The sequence below is a fragment of the Streptomyces sp. NPDC031064 genome, assembly GCF_055570965.1.
This window is the reverse complement of sequence record NZ_JBVIGF010000005.1, coordinates 486156-499295: the sequence shown is the minus strand read 5'-3', so window position 1 is coordinate 499295 and position 13140 is coordinate 486156. Positions and strand designations below refer to the sequence as shown.

At 72.2% G+C, this 13140-nt stretch carries 13 protein-coding genes and 1 riboswitch; of the genes, 6 read left to right on the top strand and 7 right to left on the bottom strand.

All coding sequences use genetic code 11. The features are described 5' to 3' along the window. Positions 1–6: 6 nt before the first annotated feature. The 5 genes from ACZ46W_RS21125 to ACZ46W_RS21105 all read right to left on the bottom strand — a co-directional run bounded on the left by ACZ46W_RS21125 (position 7) and on the right by ACZ46W_RS21105 (position 5083). A complete protein-coding gene (locus ACZ46W_RS21125; protein WP_468339630.1) occupies positions 7–858 on the bottom strand; it encodes a class II fructose-bisphosphate aldolase in 852 nt (283 codons plus the stop codon). A gap of 14 nt (positions 859–872) precedes the next feature. Beyond that, positions 873–1799 (bottom strand): 1-phosphofructokinase family hexose kinase, encoded by a 927-nt coding sequence (locus tag ACZ46W_RS21120; protein ID WP_468339628.1) that lies wholly within the window; start codon positions 1797–1799, stop codon positions 873–875. A 117-nt stretch (positions 1800–1916) separates the two neighbouring features. After that, positions 1917–3080 carry an N-acetylglucosamine-6-phosphate deacetylase gene (nagA, locus tag ACZ46W_RS21115; RefSeq protein ID WP_468339626.1) on the bottom strand — a complete coding sequence of 388 codons (1164 nt, stop codon included), beginning with the start codon at positions 3078–3080 and terminating at the stop codon, positions 1917–1919. Next, a complete protein-coding gene (locus ACZ46W_RS21110; RefSeq protein WP_468339624.1) occupies positions 3080–4015 on the bottom strand; it encodes an ROK family protein in 936 nt (311 codons plus the stop codon). The genes nagA and ACZ46W_RS21110 overlap by 1 nt, the downstream gene beginning before the upstream one ends. A 159-nt stretch (positions 4016–4174) precedes the next feature. Continuing rightward, positions 4175–5083, bottom strand: a complete 909-nt coding sequence (locus ACZ46W_RS21105) for an SIS domain-containing protein (RefSeq protein ID WP_468339622.1) — start codon at positions 5081–5083, stop codon at positions 4175–4177. Between the two features lie 125 nt (positions 5084–5208). On the opposite strand from ACZ46W_RS21105, the gene ACZ46W_RS21100 reads away from it, so the two are divergent. From ACZ46W_RS21100 to otsB, 3 genes are read left to right on the top strand one after another with little or no spacing between them, the layout of a single operon-like run. After that, entirely contained in the window at positions 5209–6486 is a 1278-nt protein-coding gene (locus tag ACZ46W_RS21100) for an extracellular solute-binding protein (RefSeq protein WP_468339620.1), read from the top strand. Positions 6487–6499: 13 nt separating this feature from the next. Then, positions 6500–6733, top strand: a complete 234-nt coding sequence (locus ACZ46W_RS21095; protein WP_468339618.1) for a DUF3263 domain-containing protein — start codon at positions 6500–6502, stop codon at positions 6731–6733. A gap of 37 nt (positions 6734–6770) precedes the next feature. After that, entirely contained in the window at positions 6771–7628 is an 858-nt protein-coding gene (gene otsB / locus ACZ46W_RS21090) for a trehalose-phosphatase (RefSeq protein WP_468339616.1), read from the top strand. A 294-nt stretch (positions 7629–7922) separates the two neighbouring features. On the opposite strand, the gene ACZ46W_RS21085 is transcribed toward otsB, so the two are convergent. Together ACZ46W_RS21085 and ACZ46W_RS21080 are read right to left on the bottom strand one after the other, a co-directional pair. Continuing rightward, positions 7923–9365, bottom strand: a complete 1443-nt coding sequence (locus ACZ46W_RS21085) for an alpha,alpha-trehalose-phosphate synthase (UDP-forming) (protein WP_468339614.1) — start codon at positions 9363–9365, stop codon at positions 7923–7925. Positions 9366–9410: 45 nt separating this feature from the next. Next, complete coding sequence (locus tag ACZ46W_RS21080; protein ID WP_468339612.1) at positions 9411–10355, bottom strand: glucosyl-3-phosphoglycerate synthase; 945 nt, start codon at positions 10353–10355, stop codon at positions 9411–9413. Between the two features lie 115 nt (positions 10356–10470). Continuing rightward, a riboswitch (SAM riboswitch) is annotated at positions 10471–10615 on the top strand. Between ACZ46W_RS21080 and thrC the strand changes: the two genes are divergently transcribed. The 3 genes from thrC (at position 10600) to ACZ46W_RS21065 (ending at position 12836) form a co-directional block, all read left to right on the top strand. Beyond that, positions 10600–11916, top strand: a complete 1317-nt coding sequence (thrC, locus tag ACZ46W_RS21075) for a threonine synthase (protein WP_468339610.1) — start codon at positions 10600–10602, stop codon at positions 11914–11916. It overlaps the preceding riboswitch by 16 nt. Positions 11917–11940: 24 nt before the next feature. Next, on the top strand, positions 11941–12219 hold the full coding sequence (locus ACZ46W_RS21070) for a ubiquitin-like small modifier protein 1 (RefSeq protein WP_468339608.1): 279 nt from the start codon (positions 11941–11943) through the stop codon (positions 12217–12219). Between the two features lie 410 nt (positions 12220–12629). Further along, positions 12630–12836 (top strand): cold-shock protein, encoded by a 207-nt coding sequence (locus tag ACZ46W_RS21065; protein ID WP_008743607.1) that lies wholly within the window; start codon positions 12630–12632, stop codon positions 12834–12836. Positions 12837–13140: the final 304 nt, after the last annotated feature.

Genomic DNA, 13140 nt, shown 5'->3' with positions numbered 1-13140 from the left:
TCGCCGTCAGGGGCCCGTCACCGTCAGGAAGTGCGCCACCGTCGCGGTCATCGCCTCGCGGGCCGGGGTGAGGTACTTGCGGGGGTCGACCACCGAGGGGTGGGCGGTCAGGTGGTCACGTACCGCGGCGGTGAAGGCGGTGTTCAGGGCCGTACCGATGTTGATCTTGGTCATGCCGGCCGCGATCGCCGCGCGCAGTTCGGCGTCCGGGACGCCCGAGGAGCCGTGCAGGACCAGGGGGACCGGGACGGCCGTCTTCAGGGCGGCGATCAGGGTGTGGTCCAGGGCCGCCGTGCGCCGCGTCATCGCGTGCGTGGAGCCGACCGCGACGGCCAGCGCGTCGACGCCGGTGTCGGCGACGTACGCGGCGGCCTCCGACGGGTCCGTGCGGACGCCCGGGGCGTGGGCGTCCAGCGGAGGCTCGCCGTCCTTGCCGCCGACCCTGCCCAGCTCGGCCTCGACCCAGATGCCCCGCTCGTGACCCCACCGCACCGCCTCGGCGGTGGCCTTGACGTTGTCGCCGTAGGAGAGCTTCGACGCGTCGAACATCACGGAGCTGAAGCCCTCGGTGTGCGCCGCCCGCAGCAGTTCCGGGGTGACCACGTGGTCCAGGTGCAGGCCGAGCGGCGCGGTGGACGCGCGGGCGACGGCGGCCGCGGCGGCGGCGATCGCGGACAGGTCGCCGCCGTGGAACTTCACCGCGTTCTCGGAGATCTGGAGGATCGCGGGCCGCCCCACCCGTTCGGCCCCCGCCGCGATGGCCTCCGCGTGCTCCAGCGTGATGACGTTGAACGCGGCGACGGCGCCTGCCGCCGACCGGGCCCGGGCGATCAGTTCGGCGGTGGGGACGAGGGGCATGTGCGGTACCTCCGTTATGCGGCCGTGGCGTGCTCCGTCACCGTGACGCGGGAGAGCAGTTCCCGGTACGTCGTCATGTCGAACTCGCCCGCCGCCGGTGCCAGGACCGTCGCCGCCGACAGCGCCACCGCCCGCGCCAGCCGTTCCGGCCACGCCACGCCCTCGACCAGCCCGGCCAGCAGGCCCGCCACCGCCGAGTCGCCCGCGCCGGTCGGGTTGCCCTGCACGGCCGCCGGAGGGGTCGCCTGCCAGGTGCCGTCCGGGGTGACCGCGAGGAGCCCCTCCGGCCCGAGCGAGGCCACCACGGCGTGGGCGCCCCGGCGGCGGGCGTCGCGCGCGGCGCGCAACGGCTCACGTGACCCGGTGAGCCTGGCCAGCTCCTCCGCGTTGGGCTTGACCAGGTCGGGGCGGGCGGCGATGCCCCGGCGCAGCGGCTCGCCGCTGGTGTCCAGCAGGACCGGCACGGACGCGGCCCGGGCGCGGCGCACCAGCTCGGCGTACGCGCCGACGTGGATGCCGGGCGGCAGGCTGCCGCACAGGGCGACGGCGTCGGCGTCCCGCACCAGCTCCTCGTACGCGGCGAGGAAGGCCGACCACTCGGCGGGGTCGAGGGTCGGGCCCGGCTCGTTGAGCTGTGTGGTGTCACCGGTCGACGCGTCCACGACGGCCACGGTGCGGCGCGTGGTGCCGGCGACCGGGACGAGCGCGTCGCGCACGGGCAGCGGGGCGAGCATGCCGCGCAGCACGTCGCCGGTGGGGCCGCCCGCGAAGCCGGTGACCACGGTGTCGTGGCCGAGGGCGGCGAGGACGCGGGCGACGTTGACGCCCTTGCCGCCGGGGCGTTCGGCGACGTCGGTGACGCGGTGCGAGGCGTGGGGGGTGAGGGCATCGACCTTGTAGGTGATGTCGAGCGCGGTGTTGAGCGTGACCGTCAGGATCACCCGTAACACCCCCGAGTAGTACGTGCCCGCTTCAGCTTTCGGGGCCTGATCATGCCAAACCGAAGGCGGTTGGCCCAGACCCCTGGCCCAACCGCCTTGCAGTAATTCGATCAAAAATCAGCCCAGTTGGGGCTCAACCACCCATTCGCCCTTACGCATGACACCCACCAGGGTGAATGTGTCGTCAAGGACGACCAGATCGGCGTCCTTGCCGGGCTCCAGCGAGCCGACCTTGTCGTACACACCGAGCAACTTCGCCGGGTTGGCGGAAACCGCGCGCACGATCGACTCGACCGGCAGCCGGTCGATGGTCGCGGCCCGCCTGAACGCGGTGTCGAGCGTGAGCGTGGACCCCGCGATCGAGCCGCCCTCCACCAGCCGGGCGACCCCCTCGCGGACCTCCACCTCCAGGGGGCCCAGGTGGTAGGTGCCGTCGCCGAAGCCGGCCGCGTCCATGGCGTCCGTGATGAACGCGACGCGCTCCGGGCCCGCGTGATGGAACGCCAGCTCCAGGGCGGCCGGATGCAGGTGGGTGCCGTCGTTGATCAGCTCGACGGTGACCCGCTCGTCCTCCAGCAGCGCGGCGATCGGCCCGGGCGCGCGGTGGCCGAGGGCGGGCATCGCGTTGTAGAGGTGCGTGGCGACGGTGGCGCCCGCCTCGATCGCCTCGATCGTCTGCTCGTACGTGGCGTCCGTGTGCCCGACCGCGGCGATGACCCCGTGCTCGGCCAGCAGGCGTACGGAGTCGATGCCGCCGGGCAGTTCGGTGGCCAGGGTGACCATCTTGGCGTGGCCGCGCGCCGCGTCGATCAGCTTGCGCACCTCGGCCGGGTCCGGGTCGCGCAGCAGCGCCTCGCTGTGCGCGCCCTTGCGGCACGGCGAGATGAACGGCCCCTCGAAGTGGATGCCCGCGATGTCGCCCTGCTCGGCCAGCTCGGACAGCTCCCCGGCGCGGTGGGCGAGGAAGTCCATCTCGCCGGTCACGGTCGACGCGACGGTCGTGGTCGTGCCGTGCAGGCGGTGGGTGTGGACGCCGTGGAGGACCTCGTCCACGGTGCCGGACGTGAAGGAGGCGCCACCGCCGCCGTGGTTGTGCATGTCGACGAACCCGGGCACGACCCAGTGGCCGGTGAGGTCGAGCGCGGGGGGTTCGGCGCCCGCCGGGGTCACCTCCGCGATACGGCCGCCTTCGACGATCACCCGCCCGTTGTCCACGATCCCGGTCGGCAGCACCACGCGGGCGCCGGCGAGAACCTTGCGATCGGCCATCAGATCGGCCATCAGGCGGATACCTCCGAACTGGCGAGTAGGTCCCAGGCGAGGAGGCCCGCGCCCAGGCATCCGGCGGTGTCCCCGAGGGCCGCCGGCACGATGGCGGGCAGTTTCTGGAACGTCACGCGCTCCTCGACGGCCGCCCGAAGGGGTGTGAACAACGTTTCCCCGGCCTCCGCGAGACCGCCACCGATGATGAGCGTGCGCGGGTCCAGCAGGGTGAGCGCCGTGACCAGGCCGTCGGCGAGCGCGTCGACCGCGTCCCGCCACACCCGTACGGCCCGTTCGTCGCCCGACTCGACGGCCTTGGCGCAGTCCGCCGCGTCCGCCTCCGGGTCACCGCTCGCCGCCGCCCAGGCCCGGGAGACGGCCGAGGCCGAGGCGAGGGTCTCCAGGCAGCCGCGCTGCCCGCAGCCGCACGCGGGGCCGCCGGGGCGCACCACGATGTGCCCGATCTCGCCCGCGTACCCGTGCGCGCCCGCCTCGATGGCGCCGCCGATGCCGATGGCGCCCGCGATGCCGGTGCCCAGCGGCACGAACAGGAAGCGGTCGGCGCCCCGGCCGGCGCCCACCCGGCCCTCGGCCAGCCCGCCGGTGCGGACGTCGTGCCCGAGGGCGACCGGCAGGCCGCCGAGCCGCTCGGCGAGCAGGGCGCGCAGCGGTACGTCGCGCCAGCCGAGGTTCGCCGCGTACACCGCGAGGCCCCGGTCGGGGTCGACGATGCCGGGCACGGCGACCCCGGCGGCGACGGCACCGGTGCCGTACCGCTCGCGGCCGTGCGCGTACAGCTCGGCGGCGAAGCCGAGGATGGACTCCACGACCGCGTCGGGGCCGCGGTCCCGGCCGGTCGCGCGGCGCGCCTCGTACAGCAGGGCCCCGTCGGTTCCGACCAGGGCGGCCTTCATCCCGGTGCCGCCCACATCGAGGGCGATGACGTGTCTCACGGGGAACAGTGTCGCTCGTGAACCCGTGAAAGGTCTAGTCCACTTCCCGGGATTGTTGCTGCTGCATACAAATGGGCTACGAGGGCCACCGGTACGGGGTCACGCGGCTGGCCGCGCGGCTGGGCCACGAGGGCGACGGGAGCCACGGGGGCTACCGGGTCACGAGGAGAGGATGACGCTCCGGGTGAGGTTGCGCGGCCGGTCCGGGTCGTACCCCTTCGCCTCCGCGAGCGCCACCGCCAGCCGCTGCGCGCGGATCAGGTCCGCCATCGGGTCGTCGCCCCCGCGCGCGTGGAGCGTGCCGCCCACCCGCTCCACGTCCGCCGCCAGCCCCTCCGGCGCAGCGCCGAACACCCATGCCACCCGCCCCGGGCCGGTGATCGCGATCGGGCCGTGCCGGTACTCCATCGCCGGGTACGCCTCCGTCCACGCCCCCGCCGCCTCGCGCATCTTCAGCCCCGCCTCCAGCGCCAGGCCGTACGTCCAGCCCCGGCCCAGGAACGTCCACTGCTCGGCGCCCAGCACCGCCTCCGGCAGCGGGTCCGCCACCGCCGCCTCCGCGTCCGCCGCCGCCTCGGCGACCGGCTTCACGCCCGGTACGCCGGACACGTCACCCAGCGCGGCCCGCAGGAACGCCAGCGCCGTCGTCGCGAACCGGGTCTGCACGACCGACTCCTCGTCCGCCCAGTCCAGCACCGCGACGGCGTCCGCCGCGTCCATGACCGGCGTCTTCGGGTCGGCCGTCAGCGCCAGCGTGGGCGCCTTCCCGCGCACCCCGCCCAGGAGGTCCAACACCTCCGTCGTCGTACCCGACCGGGTGATCGCCACGACCCGGTCGTACGCGCGCGAGGAGGGGAACTCCGACGACGGGTACGCGTCCGTCTCGCCCTGCCCCGCCGCCTCCCGCAGCGCCGCGTACGCGATGGCCATGAACCACGACGTCCCGCAGCCGGTCACGGCGACCCGCTCGCCGGGCCGCGGCAGCCCCTCCCCGAACGACGCGGCCGCCTCGGCGGCCCGGCGCCAGCAGGTGGGCTGGGTGGCGATCTCTGCTGCGGTACGTGACATGGGCGCTGTGCTCCTACTGCTGCGGAGAGAGGTTGTGTTGGCCAAGCGATACCCAGGTGGTGTAGACCTCACCCACGCTGTGGGAAAATCACGGCTCAAGCAGGAATCAAAGGTGGGGAAGAGTTGTGCAGCGCCGCTATCCGGGCCGCCGTACGGGACTGATCGCGGCCGTGGCCGCACTGAGCATGGTGGCAACGTTGTCAGGCTGCGGGGCCGGTGACGACGGCGATGTGACCCTCAAGCTGGTGGCCGCCGACTACGGCAGCACCGACGGCAACACCTCCCAGAAGTACTGGGACGGCGTCGCCCGCTCCTTCGAGAAGACGCACCCCGGCATCAAGATCGACGTCGACGTCATGTCCTGGAAGGACGTCGACCGCGAGGTCGCCGAGATGGTCAAGAACGGCCAGGCCCCCGACCTCGCGCAGATCGGCGCGTACGCGGACTACGCCGACGCCGGCCAGCTCTACCGGGTCGACGAACTCATCCCCATCCCCACCCAGGCCAACTTCCTGCCCCTGCTCAGCCGGGCCGGCCGGGTCGAACGCGCCCAGTACGGCATGCCGTTCGCGGCCAGCACCCGGCTCCTTTTCTACAACAAGGGCCTGTTCGACAAGGCCGGCGCCAAGCCGCCGAAGAACTGGGACGACATCCGCGCCGCCGCCGAGAAGCTCAAGGGCGAGGGCGTGAAGTACCCCTTCGCGCTGCCGCTGGGCTCCGAGGAGTCCCAGGCCGAGACCATGATGTGGATGCTGGCCGGTGGCGGCGGGTACCGCGACACCAGTGACATCTCCTACGACATCAACTCCAACGCCAACATCGCCACCTTCACCTGGCTGAAGAACAACCTCGTCGGGCGCGGGCTGACCGGCCCGGTCGCCCCCGGCGACCTCGACCGGCAGGAGGCCTTCGACGCCTTCATCCGCGGTGACGTCGGCATGCTCAACGGCCACCCCACGCTGATGGAGGCCGCCGAGAAGGCGGGCATCCAGGTCGGCATGGTGCCCCTGCCCAGCCCCGACGGCGAATCGCGGCCGGCGATGGGCGTGGCCGACTGGATGATGGCGTTCAAGCAGAACGACCACCGCAAGCAGATCGGCGAGTTCCTGACGTACGTGTACGAGGACAAGAACGTGCTGGCCTTCTCCGACCAGTACGACATCCTCCCCGTCACGACCACCGCCAGCACCGCGATGCGCGCCGACACGAAGCACAAGGACCTGTGGCCGTTCCTGGAGGAGCTGCCCACCTCCGAGCTGTACCCGGTGGGCCAGACGTCCTGGGCCAAGGTGAGCGAGAGCGTCAAGAAGAACATCGGCAAGGCCGTCGCGCCGGACGGCGACCCGGACGCGGTGCTGTCGGGGATAGCGCGGGACGCCGAGGACGCGGAAGCGGCCGAGTAACTATGTTGCTCATATGACCGCCGAGCCACTCACCGACCGGGACCGGGCCGTCCTCGCCATGGAAGGGCGCTCCTGGCCCGGCCCCGGCGCCAAGGAACGCGCGATACGCGAGCAGCTCGGTCTGTCGCCCACCCGGTACTACCAACTGCTCAACGCGCTCCTCGACGACCCGAGGGCGCTGGAGCACGACCCGGTCACCGTCAACCGGCTGCGGCGCGTACGGGCGTCGCGGGAGGCGCGGCGCTGAGGTGTGCGCGGGCGGGGCCCTGGATAGGTTCCGTTGCATGGGCACCCCACCGGATTCCATGCCGCACTCCTTGCCGCGCCCGGCCACGGCCGCCGGCCGCGAGGGCCTCGCCGCCTTCCTGGACCGTCCCGGGCAGGCGGTCGTCGCCCTCGACTTCGACGGCACCCTCGCCGACATCGTGGACGACCCCGAGCAGGCCCGGGCCCACCCCGGTGCCGTCGCCGCCATCGCCGCGCTCGCCCCGCGCGTCGCGTCCGTCGCGGTCATCACCGGCCGCCCGGCGGGCGTGGCGGTACGGTACGGCGGCTTCGCCGGGGTGCCGGGTTTGGAGCACCTGGTGGTCCTCGGCCACTACGGCGCCGAGCGCTGGGACGCCGTCACCGGCACGGTCCGCGCCGCCCCCGAGCACCCGGGCGTGGCGGCCGTCCGCGCCGAGCTGCCCGGGTTCCTGGACCAGGTGGGCGCGTGGCGCGGCACGTGGATCGAGGAGAAGGGCCGCGCGGTGGCCGTCCACACCCGCCGCGCGGAGGACCCGCAGGCGGCCTTCGAGGCCCTGCGCGCCCCGCTGTCCGACCTGGCGGCCCGGCACGGCCTGGTCCTCGAACCCGGCCGCCTCGTCCTGGAGCTGCGCCCCCCGGGCGTCGACAAGGGCGTCGCGCTGACCGAGTACGTACGGGAGGTCGGTGCGGAGGTCGTGGTCTACGCGGGCGACGACCTGGGCGACCTGCCGGCGTTCGCGGCGGTCGAGAAGCTCCGGTCGGACGGGTTGCCGGGCCTGCTGGTGTGCAGCGGCAGCGACGAGGTCACCGAGGTCGCCACCCGCGCCGACCTCCAGGTCCCGGGCCCGGCGGGCGTGGTGGCCCTGCTGTCCTCCTTGGCGGCTGCCGCCGCCTGACCCTGTGCGTGGTGGGGCGTGGCCCCCTGCGGGCCCGGCCTTCGTGGGCCGGTGGCCGTCTCCCGCTCGAAAACCCGTGGGTGGGGGGCGTGGCCCCTCCGGGCTCACCTCCTCGAGGCCGGCGGCCTTGGGTGCCTTTTGAGGGAGCCGTTGCTTCGCCGCCAACCTCTGCGGGGGCGACCCTGCACGGCCCCACCCCGGCCGTCGTTCGTCTGACGGTCGGGGTCCTTCGCGGCGCGAAGCTGCCGCGTCACGGGGGTGTGGGGGCGTCAGCCCCCACGTGCTACCTCCCCGTCAGGGACGGAGCGCGGTGAGCTGGTCCAGGAACCAGCGGGCCGGGGGCAGGGACGTCGCCGCCGCGGCCAGGCGCTTGGTGCGGTCCGCGCGGTCGGTGGGGGACATGGAGAGGGCCTCGTGGAGGGCGTCGGCCGTGCCGACCACGTCGTAGGGGTTCACCGTGATCGCGTCCTCGCGGAGCTCCTCGTAGGCGCCCGCCTCGCGGGACAGGACGAGGGCGCAGCCGTGGTCGGAGACGACGGGGACCTCCTTGGCGACGAGGTTCATGCCGTCGCGGATGGGGTTGACCAGCGCGACGTCCGCCAGGCGGTACGCCGCGAGGGAGCGGGCGAAGTCGTCCTCGACGTGGAGGATGACGGGCGTCCAGCCGTCGACGCCGTACTCCGCGTTGATCTCGTCCGCGAGCTCGGACACCTGGGCGGTGTACTCGCGGTAGACCGCCAGGTCCTGGCGGGAGGGGTAGGCGAAGGCGAGGTGGACCACCCGTTCGCGCCACTCCGGGCGCTCGGCGAGCAGGTGCCGGTAGGCGAGGAGGCCGCGCACGATGTTCTTGGAGAGCTCCGTGCGGTCGACGCGGACGATCGTCTTGCGGCCGGGGCCGATCTGGTCGCGGAGGGCCGCCATCCGGTCGTCGACGTCGGGGCGACGTGAGCGGTCGCGGAGGAAGTCGCCGTCCGCGCCGAGGCCGTGCACGCCCAGTTCGGTGCGGCGGGGGCGGCCGTGGGCCCAGTGCTCGACGCTGGGCGGCATGTCCTTGGGCCAGAAGGTCTGTACGTCCATGTCCTTCAGGGACCGGCCGCAGCACGCCTGGAAGGCCTGGAGCCAGCGCCAGGTCAGGAAGCCGAGGCGGTCCGCGCCGAGCATGCCGAGCAGGAGTTCCTCGGCGATGTCGTCGGGGAGCATCGAGAAGTACTCCGGCGGCGCCCACGGGGTGTGCGAGAAGTGGCCGATCCGCAGGTCGGGGCGGAGCTCGCGGAGCATGCCGGGGACGAGGGCCAGGTGGTAGTCCTGGACGAGGACGGCGGCACCGTCGGCCGCCTCCTGCGCGAGGGCCTCGGCGAACGCCCGGTTGTAGAGGCGGTAGGCGACCCACTGCCGGCGGAACTCGGCGTCGAAGATGGGTTCCAGGGGCGTCTGGTACAGCATGTGGTGCACGAACCACAGCACCGAGTTCGCGATGCCGTTGTACGCGTCCGCGTGCACGCGTGCGTCGATGTCGAGCATCTTCACGCCCGGCTCGGCCGCGACGCCCCGCCGCACCGCCTGCCGGTCGCCGTCGCTCAGGGCCGCGCACACCCACAGCGCGCCCGCGTCCGGCCCGATCGCGGACAGTCCCGACACCAGCCCGCCCCCGCCGCGCCGGGTGTCGAACGTGCCGTCCTCGCGGGGGACGTAGCTGACCGGACCGCGGTTGGAGGCGACGAGAATCTGGGCTGCCATGGAGACGAACCTAGCCCGTAGCGGAAACGCTCAAACGTACGGCACTCACGCCACCCGGCGGCGCCGTGCGTACTCGGCCACCTCGATCATCGGCGGCCGCTCCTCGGTGTCGACCTCGTGCGTGCGCGGCACGAAGCCGTCGTCGCCCCGGTCGAACTGGGTGAGCCGGGGCCGCACCAGGTGCCCGCGCGACAGCCGGAGCTGGGCCGTGCGGTAGATCGCCGCCGCCATCCGGCCCAGCGCCCGCTCGTCCTGGTGCCGGTGCTTGCGCACGCCCACGTCCACCTGGGCGAGGGCGTCGAGGCCCACGGTGTGCAGGGCGTCGACGAGGAGGCCCAGCTCGACCCCGTACCCGACGGGGAAGGGGAGCCGTTCCAGGAGCGAGCGGCGGGCCGCGTACTCGCCGCCGAGCGGCTGGACGAACCCGGCGAGCTGGGGCCAGTGCAGGTTCAGCAGCGGCCGGGCGACCAGCTCGGTCACCCGCCCGCCGTGGCCGGCGACGCCCGCGAGGGGCCGGTCGTACATGGCCTTGACGAAGTGGACGGACGGGTCGGTGAGGAGCGGGCCGACGATGCCGGTGACGAAATCGGCCGAGAAGTCACGCAGGTCGGCGTCGACGAAGCAGACGATGTCGCCGCTGGTGGCGAGGAGGGAGCGCCACAGCACCTCGCCCTTGCCGGGGAGGGCGGGTATGCGGGGGAGTATCGCGTCCCGGTGCACCACGCGCGCGCCCGCGGCGGCGGCGACCTCGGCGGTGCGGTCCGTGGAGCCCGAGTCGATCACCACGAGTTCGTCGACGAGGGGGGCGGAGGGGGACATCAGGTCGCGGCGGATGATCGTGACGATGTCGCCGACCGTCGCCTCCTCGTTCAGCGCCGGCAGGACGACACTGACGGTCGTACGGTGCTTGGCCGCGAGCAGCCGGTCGAGCGGTCGGTCGGCCACGGACCAGGACCGCCGCTCCAGCCAGCGCTCCACCTCTTCCAGCACGTGATCTCCATCTCGCGTTTCGGACGACCATCTCAAGCGTCCGGGGGTTCGGTTACAGTCTTGAACAACGCGGATGACCGTCGCATGTCGGGTCCCCGTGCAGACAATCGAATACCGCTCATCCAGAGGGGCAGAGGGATACGGCCCGTTGAAGCCCCGGCAACCCTCCAGTCGGCACTCGCAAGATCTTGCGCGAGGCCCCGGCTAGGGAAGGTGCCAAATCCGTCTCATGGCGAAGTGCGCCATGAGGAAGATGAGGAGAAAGGGCCTCGCCTCCATGGCTGTACAGACTGTCGCCACCGCCAAGAACGTCGACCTCGGGCCTGCTTCCGCCCTCTCCTGTCGCGAATGCGGCGAGCGCTTCGAGCTCGGTCCCATTTTCGCCTGTGAGCTGTGTTTCGGGCCCCTGGAGATCGCGTACGACCTGCCGGTCGGCGACCCCGAGGGGCTGCGCAAGCGCATCGAGGCCGGGCCCGCGAACATCTGGCGGTACGCGCCGCTGCTCCCCGTCCCGGCGGACGTGACGGAGAAGCCGAACCTGAACCCGGGCTGGACCAAGCTCGTCCAGGCCGACAACCTGGGCCGTGAGCTGGGCGTCGAGCCGGGCCGGCTGTTCATCAAGGACGACTCCGGCAACCCGACGCACTCCTTCAAGGACCGGGTCGTCGCCCAGGCCCTGGAGGCCGCCCGCGCCTTCGGCTTCACCACCCTGTCCTGCTCCTCCACGGGCAACCTGGCGGGTGCCGTCGGCGCCGCCGCCGCGCGGGCCGGTTTCCGGTCGTGCGTGTTCATCCCGCACGACCTGGAGCAGGGCAAGGTCGTCATGGCGGCGGTCTACGGCGGTGACCTGGTCGGCATCGAGGGCACCTACGACGACGTGAACCGCTTCTGCTCCGAGCTGATCGGCGACCCGCTGGGCGAGGGCTGGGGCTTCGTCAACGTCAACCTGCGGCCGTACTACGCCGAGGGCTCGAAGACGCTGGCGTACGAGATCTGCGAGCAGCTCGGGTGGCGGCTGCCCGACCAGCTCGTCATCCCGATCGCGTCCGGCTCGCAGCTCACGAAGATCGACAAGGGCCTCCAGGAGCTGATCAAGCTCGGCCTGGTCGAGGACAAGCCGTACAAGATCTTCGGCGCCCAGGCGGAGGGCTGCTCCCCGGTGTCGGCGGCCTTCAAGGCCGGTCACGACGTCGTACGGCCCCAGAAGCCGAACACCATCGCCAAGTCGCTCGCCATCGGCAACCCGGCCGACGGTCCGTACGTGCTGGACATCGCGCGCCGGACGGGCGGCGCGGTGGAGGACGTCAACGACGAGCAGGTCGTCGACGCGATCAAGCTGCTGGCCCGGACCGAGGGCATCTTCGCCGAGACGGCGGGCGGGGTGACCGTGGGCGTGACGAAGAAGCTGATCGAGGCGGGCGTGCTGGACCCGTCGCTGACCACGGTCGTGCTCAACACGGGCGACGGCCTGAAGACCCTCGACGCGGTGGCCCCGACGACGGGCCCGACCGCCACGATCCGCCCGAGCCTGGACGCGTTCCGCGACGCCGGCCTGGCCTGACCTGACCCGAAAGGCACTACGAACATGAGCGTCAACGTCCGCATCCCCACCATCCTCCGTACGTACACGGGCGGCCAGGCCGAGGTCACGGCGGAGGGCGCGACCCTCTCCGAGGTCATCGAGTCGCTGGAGAAGAACCACCCGGGCATCGCCGCCCGCGTCCTGGACGACCAGGGCAAGCTCCGCCGGTTCGTGAACGTGTACGTCAACGACGACGACGTGCGCTTCGAGGACGGCCTGGAGACCGCCACCCCGGATGGCGCCGGCGTGTCCATCATCCCGGCCGTCGCAGGCGGCTGCTGACGTACGCAGCGTTACCTCCATTGCCCCCTCCGCGAGCTAAGCGGAGGGGGCAATTCTGCATGGTTGAGCGCGGTAGAGTTGGGGAAGTCCCCGCCGCTGCCAGTGCCGCCCGCATATGAGAATGCGGTGAGGCGGCGACAAGATGCAGTCAATGTGAGCTTGAGAGTTGCGCCATTTGCGCACTTTGCCGGGCCCGACTTGCCCGGGATTCTGGCCAATTCGGCCATCTTTTCCGTTCACCCGTGCTCGGAATTCTCGTCCGATTGACCTGTTGCAGACGGCAGTTGGGCAGATACATTCAGCGGCGGTCGACGCGTTCCGGCGCACGCCCGCACCTGTCAGCGGGTGAGGTCTGACCCGGGTCCGCGAAGTGCGGTCCTGTGCAAGGGCCAGTAATAGGGGAGTTAGGCATGGCTCAGGGCACCGTCAAGTGGTTCAACGCGGAGAAGGGGTACGGCTTCATCGCGGTCGACGGTGGTGCGGATGTTTTCGTCCACTACAGCGCGATCCAGATGGACGGCTACCGCACCCTTGAAGAAGGTCAGCGAGTCGAGTTCGAGATCTCGCAGGGCCAGAAGGGTCCGCAGGCGGACATGGTCAAGCTCGCCGCCGGCTGAGAGCCGCGTCGCGATCGACCGACCATCGACTGTCGACATCGCAAGTGCCGAGGGGCCCGCGTTCCAGGGGACGCGGGCCCCTCGCGCGTGTCCGGACCCGTGGCGGGCCCCTGTCTCGTATGCGAGAGGCGCTTGCACTCGTAGGGGTCGAGTGCTAATCATTGGCGTTAGCACTCTGAAGGTGAGAGTGACAACGAAGGACCGGGTCGGTGAGGTCCGCAGGCCGGTGGGGCAAGGAACCACAGGGGCATGCAGGCCGTCCGTCGCGGGCGCCAGCGCGGTCCGGAGCATCCACCCCAGTCCG